We start from the raw sequence: 19,382 nt of genomic DNA, 5'->3' as shown, positions 1-19,382 counted from the left end.
GTCGAATGGTTGCGTTTTGCTACCGATTGGGAGGTGTGGTGTCTTCAGGAGTCAGCCGATCACAGCGCGTGATCCTGGCGCTGGTGTGCGCCGTCGCGGTGTCGACGATTTACGCGATTCAACCGGTATTGGCCACGGCGGGAAGCGATCTGGGCCTAGCGCCGGAATCGCTGGGCCGGCTCGTCGCCGCGGGGCAGATCGGCTACTTCGCCGGTCTGATCCTCCTGGTCCCGCTCGGTGACGTGCTCAACCGGCGCGGGCTCATCACCGCGCACCTGGCGCTCACCGCGGTGGGCGCGGCGATCGCGGCCGCGGCGCCCAACGGTGTTCTGGTGATGGCCGGACTGGCGATCGCAGGCGTGTTCGCGGTCGTGGTGCAGGTGACGGTCGCCTACGTCGCCGCCGTCTCCGAGCCGAGTGAGCGTGGCCGCAATATCGGCGCCGTCACCTCGGGCGTGGTGATCGGCATCCTCGGCGTGCGCATTCTCGCGGGCGTGCTCGGCGATACCGCCGGGTGGCGTGCGGTCTACGCGCTGCTCGCCGTGCTCTGCGCGGCGCTCGCCGTCACCGCGCGGGCGACGCTGCATCCGGACCGGCGCGCGAGTGAGGCGCGATACCTGGACGTGCTCGCCTCGATGGGACGGCTCGTGCGGACGGATCGGCTGCTCATGAGCCGGGGGTTGATCACGCTGTTCCTGTTCGCGGCCTTCGGGACGCTCTGGAGCGGGCTGGCACTCCCCCTCGGCGCCGGGCCATGGCATCTCGGCACCACCGCGATCGGCCTGTTCGGGCTGGCGGGCCTGGCCGGAGCGCTCGGGGCCGGAAGGGCGGGGCGATGGGCCGATGCCGGTCGCGCACAGGCGATCACCGGCTGGTCGCTCGCGCTGCTGACCGGCTCCTGGCTGCTCGTCGCCCAGGTCCGCTCGTCGCTGTGGCTACTGATCATCGGGATCGTCGCGCTCGACTTCGCGGTCCAAGCCGTGCATGTGAGCAGCCAGCACCTGCTGACCACCGCGCATCCGAATCGGGCGAGCAGCGTCATCGGGGTGTACATGGCCTTCTACTCCCTCGGCTCGGCACTCGGCGCACTCACGACCACCTGGGCATACGGCTCATGGGGCTGGGCGGGCTCGTGCTGGGTGGGCGCGGGCTATGCACTGGCCGCACTGGTCGTTTGGGGGCTGGCCCGGCTCGGCCGCATCGCAGATCCTGTCGACGTCGACTCCGACGGCGCCGCACCGCAGCCGTGCCCCGCCCGATAGCCGGAGCCTGCATTGGATGCGCGCCGAGTAGTCACGTCCGGTTATGTGGCAGGGCGATCGCTCCCCGGCTGTCGCCGCAACCGTGCCGCCAGCCACATCACCACGCCGTAGCCGAACATCGCGTCGGCGCCGGATACCAGTGCGGCGGTGGGGAAGACGATCGCGTGCCGCAATCCGGCGTCGGACAGCTCCCTGACCCGGGCCAGAATCTGTGTGGGGGTGCCTATCATCAGCCACTCGTGCAGTACCTCGTCCGGCACCTCCGCGATCGCCGCCAGCACCTCGGTCTTGGTCAGGCGGTGCGGCATCAGATCGATCAGGCCTCGGAACCCTTCTCCGAAGGGATGTTTCGCACCGCAGCGCGACCACACCGCGTCCGGCGCAAGCAGCCCCAGATAGCGGACGGCAGGTGCGCGCAGCAGCCGCCGGAGCGCGGCAGGTGTTCGCGCGGTGAGCATTTGGATCATCTGCGCGGGCACGATCGCCTCGGGATCGCGATCGGCGGCGCGCGCCGCGGTGTGCACCAGCTTCAGCCGCCGCTCGTACTCGTCCGGCGACACCGTCTCCCACGGATACCACCCGTCGGCGTACCGCCCCGTCAGCTCGAGCATCCGTGGTCCGTGCGCGCCGATCCAGATCTGCGGCGTCCGGTCCGCCGGAACCGTCAGTTCCATCGGCGCCCGGTCGACCTGGTAATACTTGCCGGAGAACTCGATGGAGTCGGTCCCGGCCAGTGCCGCGCGCAGCACCTGCAGCGCCTCCTCGAGCCGATCGACCGGCCGATTCCACACGAAGCCGTACGGGTCGAGGTTCTCCCGCTCACCGGACCCGATCCCCAGGATCGGCGGCGCCTTCGTCATCTGTGCCAACGTCATGAACGTCTGGGCCAGCAGGACCGGATGCCGCCGATGCGGATCGGTCACCCCGACGCCCAACTGCACCCGCCCCGCACCCGCGGCCAGATGGGCGAGCAGCGGCGCGTAATCGAACTGCGCGTCCGGGCTCGGCACCGCCTTCGCCTGGGCCGTGAACTCGCTGTCCCACACCGCCCGCGGGAACACGCTGATCAAATGATCCGGCGCCAGTACCGAATCCAGCCGCCCCAGCCGAGCCATCCGCGTCACGAACCGCGCGGCGCCGAGCGGCGGATTGACCCCGGTAAGCGTCCCCACCGCAAACGACTTCGAATCCGCCACTGTGGTCTCCTCCCGACCCGCATGCCCGCCCCAGGCACACCTCACCGATTATCCAGCCGACCCGCATCCGCGTCCGGCGATTCCCTCGAGCCGTGCGTCCGCTGGGCGACCGCCGATCATGGTCTGCCCATTGTCATCGAGGGCACCGGCAGCGCTCGATGTCCGAGCCACGGCACCTGTCGGCCGGCATCGCGCCAGCACAGGGCCACGGTGACGGCCCACCGAGAACGACCTTTCACCTCGAAAGTCCGACCGGCGGTAGGTTGGCCGAGTGCTGTCGCTGAATGCCGCCCGTACCGAGATCATCGCGCAATGTCGTCGACTCGCCGCGGCAGGCCTCGTTCTCGGCACGGCGGGCAACATCAGCGTGCGCTGCGGCGACCTGGTGGCGGTCACCGCGACCGGCGCGGTACTGGCCGATCTCACCGAAACCGGCGTGACGGTGGTCGATCTCACCGGCGCGGTCGTATCCGGTACCTTCGCGCCGACCTCGGAACTCGCACTGCACCTTGGCATCTACCACGCCCACCCCACCGGCGCGATCGTGCACACCCACGCCCCGCGATCGATCGCCCTCGGACTGGTCCGCGACGAGCTCCCGGTGATCCACTACCAGCAACTGCCACTCGGCGGCGCCACCACTGTCGTGCCCTTCTATCCCTTCGGCACCCCGGAACTCGCTGCGGCCGTGCGTGATTCACTCGACGGTCGCCACGCCGCACTGCTGGCCAACCACGGCGCGGTCACCCTCGGCGCCGACCTGTCCGAGGCCGCCGACAACACCCTGCTCCTCGAATGGGCCTGCGGCATCTATCTCGACGCCGCCACGGCAGGCCCGCCGCGCGCACTGACCCCGGACCAGCAGCAAGCGGTCAGTCGAATCAGTGCCGACCTGGGCTACGGCACCACCAAGCCGGTCGGTCGAACCCGGTGAGCGATCTGCTCGGTTTCTCGTGCGGTCACCGCCCAAGCCGTGGACTGTGCTGTTCATCCGGCGCCTACCAGTCAATTCCTCGTCTCCCGATACGATCCCGTCCGCCGATGTGACCGTCGGGTCGGACGACTGACGCAGCGCTCCCTCGACGTCCCTCGCATTTCCTCACGCCGACGAGGAAAACCGCTGTCCGCAGGGGGCGGGCGCGCGTAGGGTCGCACGGATGGCTTGCAGGATCACCGAACTCGTCATCGACTGTGTCAATCCGGAACTGCTGGCGGACTTCTGGAGTGAGGTTCTCGGGTATGTCGAGCTCGGGCGGGAGGACGGGAGCATCGAGATCGGGCCGCCTGATACCGGTTTCGGCGGTCCGCAACCGACGCTTGTCCTCAGCCCCAGCGACGATCCGCGGCCCGGAAAACTCCGGTTGCACATCGATGTGAACCCCACCGATCGTGATCAAGACGCCGAGTTGGCGCGACTGCTCGCGCTCGGCGCCAAGCCCGCCGATGTCGGTCAGACCGGGACCGAGAGCTGGCACGTTCTCCACGATCCGGAGGGCAACGAATTCTGCCTCCTGCGCGCCAAGGTCGACCCTGTCTGAGCGAGGCCTCTCGGCGGCGCACCGAACGCCCGGCACCAGCGCACCGAACGCCAGCGCATCACGCTCCTAGTTGGAATCGCTCGGCCAGGGCCAGGTTTCAGCACTGCGGTAGCCGCCAGCGGCCGCGAAGGCGGCCTCGAGTGTGGTCTTGTCGCCGCCGCTGGACAGGAGCATGTACAGCAGGATCCGGGCTTTGACCGGGTCGAGATAGCCCGCGCAGATGAGGCCGCGAGCAAGAAGATCACGCTCGGAGCCGGGAAATCCGTAGGTGGACCGGAGCACCGAACCAGCACCGGTGCGGGAAGCGAGGATCACCGGGACTTTGGCGGCGAGCGCTTCGAGCGCGGGCACGAGTTCGGCGGGGACGTGTCCAGGTCCCGCACCGGCGAGAATCAGGCCGTCGATGTGGTCGGCTATCGCGCGCAGGGTGGCGCCGTCGTCACCGAGCGTTGCGGTGAGGATCGGGATCCGAATGCCGTCAACAGGTTTCGCCGGAATGGTAGTGCGATGAGTGAGCCGACTCAGCAGGCGGGGCTGCCCCTCCACGACATAACCGAGCGGCCCGCCGTTCTGCGATTGAAACGTGGCGGTGCTCGTGGTGTGGGTTTTGCGAACGCGGCGCGCGGCATGGATCTCGTCGTTGAACACCACCAGACAACCTTGTTCGCGGCTATCCGGGTCGGCGGCAGTCTGTATGGCGGCCAACAGATTCGCCGGTCCGTCGGCTCCGGCCAGCGTGGGATTGCGCATCGCCCCGGTCACGACGATCGGCTGCGGTCCGGTGTGCAGCAGGTCGAGCAGATAAGCGGTTTCCTCGATGGTATTGGTGCCCTGCGTGACAACGGCCCCATCGGCCTCGGCCAGCCCATCACGGATGGCTTCGGCAAGTGCGGTGACGTCCGAAATCTTCAGCGACGCCCCCGGCACCTGCCGAAAGTTCACCACCGCCACGTCGATACCGGTCTCCGCCAACCCGGGAACGTCGGCGACGAGTTGATCAGCAGTCAAGGCCGGAGCAACACCCCCGGTGGCCACGGCGGTCATGGCGATGGTGCCACCAAGACCGAAAACGGTGACACGGCGGTGGATTTCGACAGTGCGCACCGTCGCAGCCTAACGACCCTGACGTCGATATCGACCGAAACCCCTCGCGACATGCCCCCGGCGAACACCCGCTCAGCCGGCTTCACCAGACCAGTCCAGTCGCTCATATCCATCCTCCGGAAACCCCGGCGGACGATTGCGTCCGAAGTCGGCATACACGTCGCCCCACCGAGTGGGCACGATGAAGTGCGCGAACTGATCGAGCTCGGTCTCACACCAAAGCCTGAGCAGCTTGATGAACTGTTCGAGCTCCGCATCGGTCATACCCACACCATCTGCATCCGCCATGCCGAAAGGCTAATAGCACACCCGCGTCGTCATCGCCCTCGAGCTCCGCCGCATCCTCGCCCGCATCTCAGCCGAATCCACCCAGCACACCGACTCCGACACGCCGACGCGGTGCACCAACCCCAACGAGCCATGCCGCTGGCTCACCTCGACTCGGCAGGTTGCTCGTCATCGGCACAGTCGCACTTCTCGTGCAGGGGGCTCGAGCAAGGTGGATAGCCGGTGGCGAAACCGCTGGCTGCTAGTTTGATTTGGGGAGAGAGGATGTTTCGCCACCGCGGGTTCGCCCCTCGCAGGCGCTCGCGGAGGTAGTCCTTCATCGCTGGGCCGAGCCGCTCGGTGAATGCCATATCGCGCTCCGGGTCGAGGACCGGAATGTGATGGAGCAGTCCGATCAGCGCGTCGATCGCGGCGCGCTGCACCTGTTCGGGAACCTCGGCGCCGGCAGCCAATTCGACCAGCAGCGTGTGGATTTCGTCGTCGGGATAGCGGCCGAGCGTATACGCCGCTTCGGCGCGCTCGTCCACGTCCGAGGACGAGTCGCCGGCAATGGCCATCAGACCGCGGGCGGTCTCGGGCAGCGATTCATGGATCGGGTTCGCACGAAAGAACTCGTGCGCGGTCCACAACGCCTGCCATTCCTGCTCGGTCGGGACGAACCGATCCGGCGAGGGAACCGCACAACCATCCCCACCTCACACGATCTGATCCTTGCCACCCACCCAGCCAGTGGTCGGCACACTGGGGCCGGACACTACCAATGGGCACCGACAACACGCCTGCACCACAAGGCTTTCCGCAGGTCGGGCCTGCGGTAGTGCTGGCCCGACCGCGCCGTCAGGTGGCTGGATACCTCGGTCAGAGGGCGACGGTGATGACCTTCGCCGGGATGACTCGCACGATGAGGCGGTGCACGTCGGCGGACTCGGGCGGCGGGTTCACGCCCAGGTATTTGTGCGAAAGCTGTTGCGGGAGGGTCTTATCAGGGTCGCTGATCAATTCGACGGTGCCGCGGATCTCGGCGCAGGTGTAGGGGTTCTCGAGGTCGAAGATCGAGACCGAGATTCGGGGATCCCTCGCGAGGTTGCGTGCCTTGCGGCGCGCGACGGTGGTAGAGAACAGGAGCGCGTCACCGTCGCGCTGAACCCAGACGACCGAGGATTGGGGGCTGCCATCCGGTTCGAGGGTGGTGACGGTGGCGAAGTTCTTGCCGTCGAGGAGCTTGCGGGTCGCTTCGTCGAAGGTTGCTGGCATGGCGAATCCTTTACCGGTGGTTGATGTTCGAGCCCGTCGGCGGGTTGGACTCGCCGACGTCCGACCGATACTAGACATGTAATTAGCTAATTGCCATAATAGCTAAATGCTCGATGTAGACCTGGTCAAGGCACTGGCCAACGACAAGCGACTCCAGATCCTGGAGTGGCTGCGCGATCCGGCACAACACTTCCCCGAGCAGCAGGACGGTGACCTGGTCGTCGACGGGGTCTGCTCGACGATCATCGCGCAGAAGCTCGGCGTCAGCGCGCCGACCTGCGGCGAACATCTGAAGGTGCTGGCGCAGGCAGGGCTGATCCACGGCACGAAGGTCAAGCAGTGGGTGTTCTACCAGCGCAACGAGGATCGCATCGGCAGAGCGAAGGAGCTGCTCAGCGGCGAGTGGTGATCACAGTGCGAGAGGGTCAGATTTCACCCACCAGGCCGCTTCGGAAATAGCCTTCGTAGATTTCCGGTGCTTCGGTGCGGCCCTCTTGGGGAAGAGTGGCGGCGCCGGAGTCGATGTCGAAGATGAAGCCGGTCGGGCATCTGTCGCGAAGGTAGAGGTAACTCTGCGCAACGGCGGCCCAGTAGACGTTCGCGAACCGCGCGTGGGGGTAGTTGCCGTCTTGCAGTCCGGCGGGGTCCGGTGCGTATCGCAGCACGTCCTCCTGCGTGCCGTGGAACACCGGGAGATCGACGGGTGGGGGTGGCGGCGGCGGGTCCTGCGGCGGCTCATACAGTTTCTGCCACGACACGATCTCCCAGAAGTCGTAGCTCCGTTTCTCCACCACCCATTCGTCTTCTTGGAACGCCTGATCGACGGACCGACGATAGATCTCCTTCATGTGCCCGAAGAGCAAAGTCAGTGTGCCCGCGGCGCGATCGACCCGCGCAAAGTTCCCGTAGTAGTCCCAGGTGGGACAACTGTGCGAAGGAACCTTGATCGTGACTCGCACCATCTCGCCGGGGACCAGTTGGTCCAGATCCATCTCCTGTTGTTTGTCCATCCATCGAGCAAAGCACGGCGCGACGGAATACACAGTGGTACAGGCGAGTTCACTGAATTGCCGACGGATCGGCGGGAAACAGGTTGTCCCACTGCCGGTCCAACAGCTGTTTCGCACGGGGCAGGGCTACCACACCGAACGCGCCGCGCTCGTTCTCGTCGAGCAGTCGCAGTTCCCGGAGTCTGTCCAGCCCGGCGCGGATATCGAGGTCGAACGTTGTCGCCCACCGTTGACGGAACCACTCCTCTATCCGCTCATCGAGGGCGGTGGCGGTGAGCGGACCGGCGGTGCGCAGGAAGTGGTAGGTCAGGACGGCTTCCTTGACCTCGGATTCCTCGGCGGCGCCGAGCAACTGGTGGAACACCCCGGCGTCGTTGTCGAGATTGCGGAAGTAGAGGTGTTCGGACAGTGTCTTCATCAGCTTCAGTTTGCGGTTCTTGAATTTGGCGAACTGGCGGATGAGATATCCGCCGAAGGCGGCCGATCCGGCGCCGAGGGTGACCAAGGCGGTTTGGTCCAGTTGGACCGATTCGTCGCGGAGGCCGAGCCAGAAGGCCAGCAGCAGAATCAGCAGACCCAGTGACGCAATGAGTTTGGTGACGAGCACGATGATTCCGGAGATCACCGCTGGCACGCCGATCAGCAGCTTGTCCATGGGCCGCATGCGAACTCGGACGCCGGGATACAGCATCTCCAGATCGTTCTTCGGTACGTTCTGGAACAGCTTCAGCAACACACCGCCGTTCGGCCGATCGCCGCCGCCCGCCGCCCGCTCGGCGAACGCGATGTACACGAGAACCCTGGCGTAGCTGGTGAATTCGACAGTGCGCCACCGCAACCCGTAGAGCCACTTCACCCGCTCGGTGCGCTGCGACACCCCGCGCCGGAAGAACATCGCCGTGTCGATGTCCTCCTCGTCGACCTCCAGCCGCACCTTCACCAGTGCATGCTCGTCGAACGCGTGCGCGATCTCCTCGGCATCGATACGCGTGAAATCCGCCGCCTCGGCCAACGCGACGAGTTCCCCCTCCACGACCCGCCGCGCCGCCGCTCGCCGCTCGGGCGTCGCGGCGCCGATCGCCCGCACCTCCTCGGCCGGATGAAGCAGCTGATAGGCATCGAGCACCGCCTCGCCCCGCACATGAAACCCGTAGTGCACCACCGCATCCAGCAGCCGCGCGAACTCCAGGAACGACTCCCGCTCCCCTTCGGGCATCTCACCGGCGCACAGCGAGATCACCGCCCCCTTGCGAAACGGCAGGAAGTGTTCGGCATCCATCGGCAACTCCCTCGGCGACCAGGCTTGTCAGCCTTTCACGATAGGTCGGCGCGGACCCCCGCCGCGCCGAGGTCACTCGCTGGCGAGGGGTTGACGAGCGGGGTGGTGTGGGCGGGCGGTAGGTAGAGGTCGGTCAGGGGTGTGTCCGCGGGACGATAGAGGATCACGTCGATGTGGGTCGGGTCGCTGGTGGACCAGGTCGAGGCGAGCGCGTAGCCGTTGGCTTCGGCGAGTTCGCGGAATGCTTCCGGGTCCGGGGCGGTCAGGTCCGCCGGGGTCAGGCGACGGTTGGGGATTTCCGCCACGCGTAGGGCTTCTGGACGGCTTTCGGCGAATAGTTCGGCCACGGTGGTGATGTCGGCGCCCCAGCGCAGGGTTGGCGCGGTGGCCAGCGAGGTCGTGGTGGAGGTCTTGGTCAGGACCACGTCGTAGCGGTAGGCGGTGAGTTCGTTGTGGTGGGTGGTTCGTTTGAGCTGGATGTCGACGGCGACAGGAGTGCCGGAGGCGAGGTGGGTGAAATAGGCAGGGTCGACAAGTAGTTCGTTCTCGGCGGCGATCGCTCGGTCCACGGCACGGGACAGGTCGTCGGGAGTGGTTCCTGCGGGCAGCCGGTGGCGTTGGATGGCGGCGAGGAAATGGCGGTGCAGACGCAGATTTCGTACGTCGCCGAGGAAGAGGGAGCCGCCCGGAGTGAGCAGGCGCAGGGCGTGGGTCAGGACCTCGTCGAGGTAGGCGCGGCTCGGGAAGTACTGGACCACCGAGTTGAGAATGATGGTGTCGAAGGAACTGTCGGGGAACGTTTCGAGCCGGTGTGCGGGTCCGGCGGACAGAGAGACCCGATCGCGCAGGGACGCAACCGTTTCCACCCGGGTGCGCAGATAGTCGATGGCAACGCCGGAAAGATCTGTGCCGGTGTATTTCTCGCAATGCGGTGCGACGTGGGCAAGAATATTGCCGCTGCCGACACCGATTTCCAGCGCACGGCGCGGGCGCAGGGCCAGGATGCGGGCGACGGCGGCGGCCCGCCATTCGCGCATGTGGGCGAGCGGGATGGCGGTGTCGTCGTAGCTGCTGTTCCAGCCGGTGAAGTCCTCGCCGATGACATCCCAGGAGCCGGTGTAGGCCGAATCGTAGAGGCGGCGCCAGTTCTCGATCCAATCCTGGTCCGCGCGACCATGATCGGTGGTGGCGCGCAATCGCTCGTCGGCGCGGCGCTGTTCGGTGTCCGCGTCCTCGATTTCGCTGTCCGGAACGGCATCCGGGAGGACGTCCTCGACGAAGCGCAGCGTCCGGTTGTGCCATGCGAGAGTGGTCCAGCCGGTGAGCAGCAGCCCGCAGACAGCGATCACCAGCGCGAGCCCCCGTCCGGGTCCGGTGCCGAGCACCGGACCGAGCGCATCCGCCAGCGCGCCACCGGGTTCCAGCATGGGCCGGAAGACGCGGTCGGCGAGCGGTCCGGTGACCAGATATCCCAGCGGCATCGCGACGGTGACGATCGTGATGAACAGCGCGAGCACCCGCCCCTGCAGTTCGAGCCCGACCTTGCGCTGGACGAGCGCGATCCAGTGCCCGTTGATGATCGACTCGGTGAACGCCATACCGAACATGCCGATCGCGATCAGCCATGGCGCGCCCGCGAATCCGATGAGTACCAGCCCGAAGTTGTTCGCGCCCATGAACAGCAGCATCCCGTCGGCGCGGCGGGCGGTGCCGCCCCAGATCCCCATGACCAGCGAGCCGGACAGCGCGCCGATACCGCCCGCGGCGAGCACGAACCCGAGCGTGTCGACACCGTAGTCGATCAGCACCAGCGGGGTGATCAGCGCGAAACCCGTTGCGTAGAGCAGATGGTCGACGACGAAGAAGCGCAGCATGGCGACCAGGCCCGGCCGCCGCAGCACATACCGCCAGCCGTTGACGATCTGCGCGCGCACCGTTTCCTCGCGCCGCTTGAACAGCCGATCGGGGAACCGGACGACGAGCAGCGTCACCGCCGCACCGGCGAAGGTGGCGGCGTCGACGAGCAGAATCGTCTGCAGCGGAACCAGTCCCAGCAGTCCCGCACCGAGCATCGGCGTGAACAGCGCACCCGCGCCGACTCCGAGCTGGCTCAGGCCGTTCGCCTGTCCGAGATAGGGTTTGGGCACGAGCTGCGCGATCGCGGCGAGGAACGCGGGCCGATGGAATGCCGCCGCGACCGAGGTCAGCGCGCACAGCGCGTACACCTGCCCCATCCCGGTGGCGCCGATATACATCGCGGCCGCCATCCCGGCGACGGCGAGACCGGACACCAGATCGCAGCAGAACATCACCGCGCGCCGGTCGTAGCGGTCGGCGATCGCGCCCGCCACCGGGCCGAGCAGGATGCCGGGCAGCAGCGCGATCGCCATCACGAACGCGAATTCGGTGATCCGCCCGGTCTGCTGGTACGCCCACAGGCTGAGCACCAGCTGGCTGAGGCTGCTGCCGACCTGCGAGGCGAACTGACTGATCGCGACGGCCGCGAACCGGCGCAGGCTCGGCCGCGGTCCCGGCGGCGCGGGGCGGATAGGTTCGGGTTCGGTCGGCGATGCGTCGCCGCGGGCCCAGTCCACCAGGATGTCGGCCAGCTGGCCGGTCTGATGTTTGAGGAAGCCGTGGCCCGCCTTCGGAATCACCCGCAGCTCAACGTGTTCGGCGTAGTGCTCCCATTCCCGGTAGCGCTCGGTGTACAGCTCGGTGACCCGATCCTTCGCACCGACGACGCTCAGCAGCGGCGCACGCAACCGCTGCGGTGACGGGTCGTCGAAGGTGCGCGCGAAGTAGTCCTCGGAGCCGCGCTCGTCGTGCCGGATGGCGCGCACCACGAAGGCGCGCTCCTCGGGATCGGTGAGTTCGCCGATGCCGCCGCCGAGTGCGCGGATCTCCTCGAGGATGGCGCGATCGGAGACGAGCCGGTCCATCGGCAGTGTGCGATGCAGCCAGTCGGACAGCCGGCCGGGGAGCCGGGCCATGGGGAACAGCGCGCCGATCGCGACACCGGCCAGTGGCAGCCCGGCCGCTTCGACCCGGCGGGCGAGTTCGATGGTGATCGCCGCGCCGTGACAGTGCCCGTACAGATACAGCGGTCCCGGCAGCTCGGCCAGTTCGGCGACGCATCGGTCGACGAGCGCGTCGAGCGGCAGCGCGGCCTCGTCCGGCCTGGTCCTGTCCCGGCCCGGCGGTTGCAGCGCGTACAGCGCCCAATCCGGCGGCAGCGCCGTGGCGAGCGGTTCGAACGCCACGGCTTGCCCGCCGGAGTAGGGAATTGCGATCACCGTGGCGACCGGGTTCCCTCGCGCGGGCGTAAACCTGTGCAGCAGAGACTGTTCCGTGCTCGACTCCGCGGAGTCGAGCTGCGCCGCGAGCCCGCGCACGGTGGGATTGCGGTACAGCTCGAGCAGTGCGACCTGAATACCGCAGCGCTGCCGCATGGCCCGCACCAGGCGAAGCGCGGTGAAGGAATCGCCGCCGAGTTCGAACAGTCCGTCGTCGAGTCCCACCGAAGAGCGATCGAGGATTTCGGCCCAGAGCGGCAGCAGCTGCTGTTCGAGCGCCGTCGCCGGTCCCACGGCCACCGCGGCGACCTGTTCCGGCGGCTGTGGCAATGCCGCCCGGTCCACCTTGCCGCTGGGGCCGAGCGGCAGCGCGGGCACGGTGATGGTTTGCGCCGGTATCGCATAGTGCGGCAACAACTTACCCAGCGTGCCGCGTATGTCCATGGCCGTCGTCGACGGCGCGACATAGCCGATCAGCCTGGCTACGCCGCGTCCGTCGACGCGCACCGCCGCGGCCGCCGCCTCGACGCCAGGCAGCGTCGACAGCGCCGCCTCGACTTCGGCGAGCTCGATGCGGTGACCGTGCAGCTTCACCTGATCGTCGAGCCTGCCGAGGAATTCGAGCACGCCGTCGGCGCGCCGCTTGGCGGCATCACCCGTGCGATACATCCGTGCCCCTGGCACCGAGGCGAACGGATCGGGCCGGAACCGCTCTGCGGTCAAGCCCGGGCGCCCGTGATAACCCCCGGCCACACCGGGACCGCCGATCCACAACTCCCCCGGCACACCGGGCGGTGCGAGCTCACCGTGCCCGTCGAGCACGTAGATCCTGGTACCCGCCAATGGCCGACCGATCGGCAGCGCACCCGGCCCCGCCGTATCGGCCGCGCCGTCGAAGGCGGTGCTGTCGATCGTCGCCTCGGTGACGCCGTAGCTGTTGAGCACCCGCCCACCCGCGCCGACCAGCGCACGCGCCCTTCGATATTCGTGCGGATACCAGACGTCCGCACCGCCGATCAGCAACCGCATGAACGACAGATCGGCGGTGTGCTGGATCAGGTTGCGCAGGACCGCGGGCGCGAGCTCCGCGACATCGACTTGTTCGTTCCGCATCAGCTCATCGAGCGCGGGCGGATCGAGCAGGGTTTCGCGCGGGCAGATGACGAGCCTGCCGCCGGTGCCGAGCGCACGCACGAGGTCTCCGACGAAGACATCGAACGACAGCGCCGCAGCCTGGAGATGGGACCAGCCGTCTTGCAGGCGAAACTCCGTGCGCCACATCGACAATGCGTGTGCCAGGTTGCCGTGGGTGACCACCACGCCCTTGGGCGCGCCGGTGGAACCCGAGGTGTAGCAGAGATACGCGGCGTCGTGCGGGGTGCGCAGCACCGGAACAACCGTGCCCGCGGGCGAATCCCAGGGAACCAGCCGGGCGTGCGCACCGAGCGCGCCGACGGTGGCATCGCCGGTCAGCACGATATCGACGCCGCTGTCGACGACCATGTGCCGCAGGCGTTCCGGTGGATAGTCGGGATCGAGCGGAACGAACGCGGCACCGCGCTTCCAGCACGCCAGTACCGCGGCCACCGCAGGCATCCCGCGGCGCACGCAGATTCCGACGCGATCGCCGCGACGGACGCCGTTCTCGTGCAGCAGCGCGGCGATCCTGTTCGCTGCCGCGTCGAGCTCGCCGTAGCTGCTCGTGCTGCCCGCGTGCGTGAGGGCCGGTGCGCCGGAATGGCTTTCGGCGTACGTCTCGAAGACATCGAGCACCCCGATATCGGCCGTGGCCCGTTCCGGATGCCTGAGGAGTTCGCGGCGCAGGGTGGCCGGGAGCAACGGCAGTTCGGCGATGGCGCGATCCGGCGTCGCCACCGCGGCATCGAGCAGTACCAGCAGATAGTCGAGTATCCGGTCGGCGCTCCCGGCGTCGAAGAGGTCGGTGGCGTAGTCGACCGTGAGCGTCGGCCCGGAATGGGGCAGATCGAGCGTGAGGGTGAGATCCAGTTGGGCGGTGCCGTTGCCGGTGTCACCGAGGTGTTCGACGGTGACGCCGCCCCTGGTCGCCGCGGCCACCGGGGTGTTCACCACGATCAGCATCACCTGGCTCAGCGGGCTGCGATTCGCGGAATGCGGAACCGCCAGCGCGGCAAGTAGTTCGGGGAACGACAGGTCTTGGTGACGCAGCGCCGCGAGTAACGACTCCCCCGCGCGGCGCAGCGCGGTGCGGAAGTCCGGACCGCCGGACAGATCGGTGCGCAGCGGCAGGACGTTGATGAACGCGCCGACGGTGCCGTCGTGTGCCGGATCGGTGCGGTGCGCGGTCGGCATCAGTACGGTGATATCGGTCCGCCCGGTCAACCGTGCGAGCACGGTCTGCACCGCGGCAAGCACGAACGCGGCCGAGGTGGTGACGGATTCGGTGGCCGTCGCCTCGATCCTGGTGAACAGTTCCCGGTCGAGCGGGCGCTCGATCCGCGCGCCCGCGAACGAGCGCACCGGGGGACGCGGCCGGTCGGCGGGCGGTTCGACGTCGGCATCGATGCCGGTGAGCCGGTCGATCCAGTGTTTTCGCGCGATCTCACGCGCCTGTTCGCCGACGCCTTGCGCGCGTAGGTGATCCGTGAACGGCGTCGCGGCAGGCAATGTTTCCTTGGCAAGCAGTGCTGCCAGATCCGTCGCGAACACCGACGCGGACCAGCCGTCGAACACCAGGTGGTGCACGGCCACGACCAGTTCCCACTCATCGGCCGCCAGACGCGACAGCGTCGCCGCCAGCAATGGCCCATTACGCAGATCGAAAACGGTGCGACCACGCGACGTGGCGAGCTCCGCCGCACGTGAAACCTGTTGCGCTGGTGCCAGTCCGGTTAGGTCATGAACGTCGACCTGCATATCGGACATCGTGCCGACGACCAGAACCGGCCCGGCATCGTCCTCGCGAACCGTCGAACGCAGCGCGTCGTGGCGATCGACCAACTGCCGCAACGCCGCAACGATCTCGTCGGCATCGACAGGCCCGCTCACCCGATACCGCAAACCGAGTGTGTACATCGGCGTATCCGGCTGCAGCTGCTCAGCGAGCCAGCACTCCCGCTGAAACCCGGTGAGCGACAGCGGTGCATCGGCGTCGACCGGCCGCGACACAGCCGGTCGGCGCACACCGGCATCGATCAGCTTGGCGATACCGCCGACGGTCGGCGTGGCGTGCAGATCCGCCAGATCCACCGTGACACCGAACTCGCGCCGAATGCGGGCCAGCAGCCTGATCGCGGTCAGCGAATGCGCCCCGAGCGCGAAAATCGACTCGTCGTCGTCCACAGCCGCCAACCCGAGCACATCCTCCACCAGCGCCGCAACGCGACGGACGCCACCTTCGGCTGCTCCGAGGGGCTCGATTGTCACTGCGGCTGATCCGGCAAGTCCGGTTGCCAGCACAACCGATCCGAGCGGTTCGACTGCCACCGCGACTGATCCGGCCGGTCCGGCGGGCCCGGTCGCCGACGCGAAGGATTCGGCCAGTGCGGCGCGGTCCACCTTTGCACCACGCGATGTCAGCGGGAATGCGGAAACCGCGACCAGCCGCGACGGGATCGCGTGTGCGGGGAGCAGTCCGGCTAGTCCGGCCCGAATCTCGGTCTCGTCGAGCGTGTTCCCTACCGGAACGACGTAGCCGGTGAGAGTGGCGCGCTCCTGGTCGTAGTGAACGACCGCGTCGTGCACGCCGGGTTGGGTACTCAAGGCGCGTTCGACCTCGGCTGGTTCGACGCGGAAGCCGCGCACCTTGACTTGCCGGTCCATTCGGCCGAGGTAGCCGAGCCGTCCCTGTGGCAGTGACCGGACGCGATCGCCGGTGCGGTAGTAGACCGTCCCATCCGGGCCGGGCACGAAGCGCTGACACGTCAGCCCCGGCATGCCGAGGTAGCCGTTGGCGACGCCAGGACCGCCGATCCACAACTCGCCGTTGTCATCGATGTGCGCGCGCACACCGGCCACCGGGTGACCGATGCTCGGGCCGTCCTCCGAATCCGGCGGCGCCAACGGCCCGGCCAGGTCGTCCCATGTGGCGACGACGGTGGTTTCGGTGGGGCCGTAGACGTTCACCAGGCGGATGTCGTCGAGCCCGATGGCTCGCCAGGTGCGCAGCCGCTCGGCACGCATCTCCTCGCCGCCGACGCTCACTATCCGCACGGCAGCGGGCAATTCGGCGTCACCCGCCGCCAGCGCGACCACCAATTCGTGCCAGTACGCGGTGGGAATGTGCAGGACCGTCAATTCGGTGGCGGCACACCAGTCGAGCAGCGCCGCGGGTGGCGGCACCGGCGCCTCGGGCCGGATCACGATGGTGGCGCCCGCGAACAGCGGCGGGAAGATCTCCTCGATACTGCCGTCGAAGGCGATCGAGGAGAACTGGAGCACCCGATCGCCGGGGCCGAGCCCATATCCCTCGGCGATGGCCCGGCTGAAGTGATCGAGTGCGCGCCGCGGCACACCGACCCCCTTGGGACGCCCGGTGGTTCCGGAGGTGTGGATGACGTAGGCCAGCGCCGCGGGCACCACCAAACCGGCTGCCGCGCTGGAACTTCCCTCGAGGGACCCGATCTCGGCACAGCGCAGCCCCGCACCGAGAAATGCCCCGTGCCACTGCGCGGGTGCGAGCACCGCCTCGACCCCCGCACCCGCCGCGACGGCCGCGAGCCGTTCCGGCGAATCCGCGGGGTCGAGCGGCACGAAAGCGCTACCGGCGCCGAGGATGCCGAGCATCGCCCGAATCGTGTCGGCGCCGCGGCGCGCGCACAGTCCGACCCGCGCGCCCGCATCGAGCCCCGCCGCGCGCAGCCCCTCGGCGACCGCGCGCGCAGCCGCACTCAGCTCCCGATACGTGACGACGACATCGCCGTCGACGATCGCGGCGGCCGAGCCGCGCTCGGCGGCATGCCGAGCCAGCGCGGACAACAGATCATCGTATGAATCAACGGACATGGCTGTGCTCCCTGATATTTCGGCCGCGCGCGGGGATCAGTCGGCGCGGCAGCGCAGCAGATAACCGAGTTCGAGGCCGGTCGAGTCGACCGCCTCGTCCGGGTGATCCAAGGCCGCGATCTCCAACCCCGCCTCGGCGAACAGCCGATCCCAGAATTCGCGGCGCTCCAACCGCTGCTCAGTGAGCGCATGCAGCAGGAAATACGGGTTGTAGTAGGCCTTTCCGAGCCCGTGCGCCATCGTGCGCGGATCGTCGAGCCGATAGTCGACCTCGACGACCAGCCAGTGCGCCCGCGGAAACGCACCCATCGTGTCGCGCAGCAGCGCGGCCACCGCGGGTTCGCCGTCCTGCTCCAGCATCTCCTGCAGCACGAAGGCGGTGAGGAAACAGAGCTGCCCGTCCGGCAAGTCGAGCAGGGAGACGTCGGCGGCGCGCCCGCGATGCACCGTCATCCGGTCCGAAAGCCCCTCCTGGACCACCCGTTCGAGCGCTAGCCCGCTGGAGATCGGATCCGGTTCCATTCCGATGCCGCGCAGCCGCGGCCGATGCCGCAGCAGGTCCGCCAGGAACGCACCGTCACCACAGCCGAGGTCGACGATGGTCAGTTCGCCCCCGGGCAGCCGATCCAGCAGTCGATCGACCATCGGCAGCACGTCGAGCCTGCTCATCCCGCACGACCCGGCGCCGACCTTGGCGCCGTCACGGCTCGCCCACGGCGCACCGGCCCGCAATGTCGCGCCGAGCTGGCCGAAGGTGCCCGCGTAGCCACCGATGAGCAGCGTGTACCACGGCATGAACGGTTCGAGCGCCTGCGCTTTCGCGGTGAGTCGCCAGCCGTCGTCGCTGGACAGGTAGCCCTCGTTGGCCAGATAGTGGCAGAGCGCTTGCAGGCGAGCGGGATCCATGTCGTGGCGCTTGGCGATCCACTCGGCCCCCGATCCCGGTTCGCCGCGGAGCGTTTCGTAGATGCCGGAGTCGAAGAGCACGTAGAGCGCCTGTGCCAGCGCGTGATAGCGGATGGGCTGGATGGCCTCGATGAGCCGCTGTTCGAAATCGCTCGCGGGCATCAGTATTCGCCTCCGGCGACCACCAGGTCGTCGCAGACCGCCAGCGCCGAGACCAGCCTGGTCAGATCCCCCGCCGTGCCGACCGTGATCCGCACCCAGCCGGGCAGGCCGAATTGAGCGCAGTCCTTGATCCACACCCCGAGCACGGCGAGCTGCCGGATCAACGTCGCCGCCTCGACGCCGGCGCCACATCGCGCGAGCACGAAATTGGCTTCGGTATCGCGCACTTCGGCGAATACCGGCACCTGCGACAGCGCCGCCACATAGCGCGGGCGTTGCGCGAGTACCAGATCGCGAATCCGTATCCGGTACGCGTCATCATCCAGCACACCGTCCACCGCGGCCAGCGTGATCGAATCGACGCCGTGAAACCTGCTGTGCGCGCGCAATGTCGCGATGAGCAGTGGCGCGCCGATCAGGACGCCGACCCGAATCCCCGCCAGGCCATACGCTTTGGAGAAACTGTAAAAGCGCACGACCCGTGGGTGCGCGCCGAGAGCATCGACGCGGGTGCCGTCGGCGACGAAATCCTGGTAGGTGGCATCGAGGAAGACGATGCCCGCCGTATCGGCGATCCGCGAAACCCATTCGGGCCGGAAGATATTGCCGGTCGGATTATTGGGCTGGGCCACGAACACGGCATCCTCCGGTCCCATCTCGTATTCGTGCGGCAGCCCGATCGGCTGCCAGTCCGCGTCGAGCGGAATCGACTCCGAGCCGCGCCGCAGCACCTCGGCTCGTGCCTGGTATCCGTCGAAGCCCGGCGTGACGAACCAGGCCGAGTCCACCAGCGTCAGCACCAGGTCGACCGCTTCGTCGACACCGGTGGTGAGCAGCACCGATTCCGGATCGACACCGTGGCGCCCCGCCACCTTCGCGGTCACCGACTCCAGCAGTCCGCGCGGGTACCGGTGCAACTCGGCGGCAGCGGCCCGCATCCGGCCGATCGCGGCCTGCGGCGGTCCGATCGGACTCTCGTTCCAATCCAGCCGTAATTCGGAGACACCTTCTACCGCGGTCATCGCCCGCACGCCCTTTCATGGATCTTGTCGTCACAGACAATTCGGGCGCGGATGACACTCGACGGTTGACGACGACGTTAAC

At 67.8% G+C, this 19,382-nt stretch carries 14 protein-coding genes; 4 read left to right on the top strand and 10 right to left on the bottom strand.

Annotation, left to right across the window (positions count from 1 at the left end; genetic code table 11):
* Positions 1 to 38 precede the first annotated feature (38 nt).
* A complete protein-coding gene (locus ACIG5A_RS03185) occupies positions 39 to 1,262 on the top strand; it encodes an MFS transporter (RefSeq protein ID WP_397237131.1) in 1,224 nt (407 codons plus the stop codon).
* Positions 1,263 to 1,303: 41 nt separating this feature from the next.
* On the opposite strand, the gene ACIG5A_RS03180 is transcribed toward ACIG5A_RS03185, so the two are convergent.
* Complete coding sequence (locus ACIG5A_RS03180; protein WP_397237129.1) at positions 1,304 to 2,458, bottom strand: LLM class flavin-dependent oxidoreductase; 1,155 nt, start codon at positions 2,456 to 2,458, stop codon at positions 1,304 to 1,306.
* A gap of 271 nt (positions 2,459 to 2,729) precedes the next feature.
* Here ACIG5A_RS03180 and ACIG5A_RS03175 point away from each other — a divergent pair, with 271 nt between their 5' ends.
* Both ACIG5A_RS03175 and ACIG5A_RS03170 read left to right on the top strand, forming a co-directional pair.
* Positions 2,730 to 3,392: a class II aldolase/adducin family protein gene (locus ACIG5A_RS03175; protein WP_397237127.1), complete on the top strand. Its 663-nt coding sequence runs from the start codon at positions 2,730 to 2,732 to the stop codon at positions 3,390 to 3,392.
* Positions 3,393 to 3,615: 223 nt separating this feature from the next.
* Positions 3,616 to 3,996, top strand: a complete 381-nt coding sequence (locus ACIG5A_RS03170; RefSeq protein ID WP_397237125.1) for a VOC family protein — start codon at positions 3,616 to 3,618, stop codon at positions 3,994 to 3,996.
* Between the two features lie 66 nt (positions 3,997 to 4,062).
* Here ACIG5A_RS03170 and ACIG5A_RS03165 read toward each other — a convergent pair whose 3' ends face one another.
* From ACIG5A_RS03165 to ACIG5A_RS03150, 4 genes are all read right to left on the bottom strand, one after another.
* Entirely contained in the window at positions 4,063 to 5,100 is a 1,038-nt protein-coding gene (locus tag ACIG5A_RS03165) for an asparaginase (RefSeq protein WP_397237123.1), read from the bottom strand.
* 72 nt (positions 5,101 to 5,172) lie between these two features.
* A complete protein-coding gene (locus ACIG5A_RS03160; RefSeq protein WP_397237121.1) occupies positions 5,173 to 5,388 on the bottom strand; it encodes a hypothetical protein in 216 nt (71 codons plus the stop codon).
* A gap of 143 nt (positions 5,389 to 5,531) precedes the next feature.
* Positions 5,532 to 6,017: a hypothetical protein gene (locus ACIG5A_RS03155; RefSeq protein ID WP_397237119.1), complete on the bottom strand. Its 486-nt coding sequence runs from the start codon at positions 6,015 to 6,017 to the stop codon at positions 5,532 to 5,534.
* A 229-nt stretch (positions 6,018 to 6,246) separates the two neighbouring features.
* Positions 6,247 to 6,642 carry a PPOX class F420-dependent oxidoreductase gene (locus tag ACIG5A_RS03150; RefSeq protein WP_397237117.1) on the bottom strand — a complete coding sequence of 132 codons (396 nt, stop codon included), beginning with the start codon at positions 6,640 to 6,642 and terminating at the stop codon, positions 6,247 to 6,249.
* Between the two features lie 106 nt (positions 6,643 to 6,748).
* On the opposite strand from ACIG5A_RS03150, the gene ACIG5A_RS03145 reads away from it, so the two are divergent.
* Positions 6,749 to 7,051 carry an ArsR/SmtB family transcription factor gene (locus ACIG5A_RS03145; protein WP_397237115.1) on the top strand — a complete coding sequence of 101 codons (303 nt, stop codon included), beginning with the start codon at positions 6,749 to 6,751 and terminating at the stop codon, positions 7,049 to 7,051.
* A 16-nt stretch (positions 7,052 to 7,067) separates the two neighbouring features.
* Here the strand turns inward: ACIG5A_RS03145 and ACIG5A_RS03140 are convergent, their stop codons facing one another.
* The 5 genes from ACIG5A_RS03140 to ACIG5A_RS03120 are packed head-to-tail and all read right to left on the bottom strand — an operon-like array spanning position 7,068 to position 19,300.
* Positions 7,068 to 7,652, bottom strand: a complete 585-nt coding sequence (locus tag ACIG5A_RS03140) for a hypothetical protein (protein ID WP_397237113.1) — start codon at positions 7,650 to 7,652, stop codon at positions 7,068 to 7,070.
* 49 nt (positions 7,653 to 7,701) lie between these two features.
* Entirely contained in the window at positions 7,702 to 8,931 is a 1,230-nt protein-coding gene (locus ACIG5A_RS03135; protein WP_397237111.1) for a TMEM143 family protein, read from the bottom strand.
* 35 nt (positions 8,932 to 8,966) lie between these two features.
* Positions 8,967 to 17,210, bottom strand: a complete 8,244-nt coding sequence (locus ACIG5A_RS03130) for an amino acid adenylation domain-containing protein (protein WP_397237108.1) — start codon at positions 17,208 to 17,210, stop codon at positions 8,967 to 8,969.
* A gap of 36 nt (positions 17,211 to 17,246) precedes the next feature.
* Positions 17,247 to 18,278, bottom strand: a complete 1,032-nt coding sequence (locus ACIG5A_RS03125; RefSeq protein WP_397237106.1) for a hypothetical protein — start codon at positions 18,276 to 18,278, stop codon at positions 17,247 to 17,249.
* Positions 18,278 to 19,300, bottom strand: coding sequence for a pyridoxal phosphate-dependent aminotransferase (locus tag ACIG5A_RS03120; protein ID WP_397237104.1), 1,023 nt, complete (start codon positions 19,298 to 19,300; stop codon positions 18,278 to 18,280). The genes ACIG5A_RS03125 and ACIG5A_RS03120 overlap by 1 nt, the downstream gene beginning before the upstream one ends.
* Positions 19,301 to 19,382: the final 82 nt, after the last annotated feature.

It is taken from the genome of Nocardia sp. NPDC052566, assembly GCF_044547285.1.
Taxonomy (GTDB): domain Bacteria; phylum Actinomycetota; class Actinomycetes; order Mycobacteriales; family Mycobacteriaceae; genus Nocardia.
The sequence above is the reverse complement of the archived record's forward strand: the minus strand, read 5'-3'. Positions and strand labels throughout refer to the sequence as shown.

Excerpts from the sequence above, each read along its gene's own strand:
- ACIG5A_RS03135 (WP_397237111.1), bottom strand. The coding sequence starts at position 8,931 with ATGGATGCCGAACACTTCCTGCCGTTTCGCAAGGGGGCGGTGATCTCG.
- ACIG5A_RS03125 (WP_397237106.1), bottom strand. The coding sequence starts at position 18,278 with ATGCCCGCGAGCGATTTCGAACAGCGGCTCATCGAGGCCATCCAGCCC.
- ACIG5A_RS03150 (WP_397237117.1), bottom strand. The coding sequence starts at position 6,642 with ATGCCAGCAACCTTCGACGAAGCGACCCGCAAGCTCCTCGACGGCAAG.
- ACIG5A_RS03160 (WP_397237121.1), bottom strand. The coding sequence starts at position 5,388 with ATGGCGGATGCAGATGGTGTGGGTATGACCGATGCGGAGCTCGAACAG.
- ACIG5A_RS03145 (WP_397237115.1), top strand. The coding sequence starts at position 6,749 with ATGCTCGATGTAGACCTGGTCAAGGCACTGGCCAACGACAAGCGACTC.
- ACIG5A_RS03170 (WP_397237125.1), top strand. The coding sequence starts at position 3,616 with ATGGCTTGCAGGATCACCGAACTCGTCATCGACTGTGTCAATCCGGAA.
- ACIG5A_RS03140 (WP_397237113.1), bottom strand. The coding sequence starts at position 7,652 with ATGGACAAACAACAGGAGATGGATCTGGACCAACTGGTCCCCGGCGAG.
- ACIG5A_RS03130 (WP_397237108.1), bottom strand. The coding sequence starts at position 17,210 with ATGTCCGTTGATTCATACGATGATCTGTTGTCCGCGCTGGCTCGGCAT.
- ACIG5A_RS03120 (WP_397237104.1), bottom strand. The coding sequence starts at position 19,300 with ATGACCGCGGTAGAAGGTGTCTCCGAATTACGGCTGGATTGGAACGAG.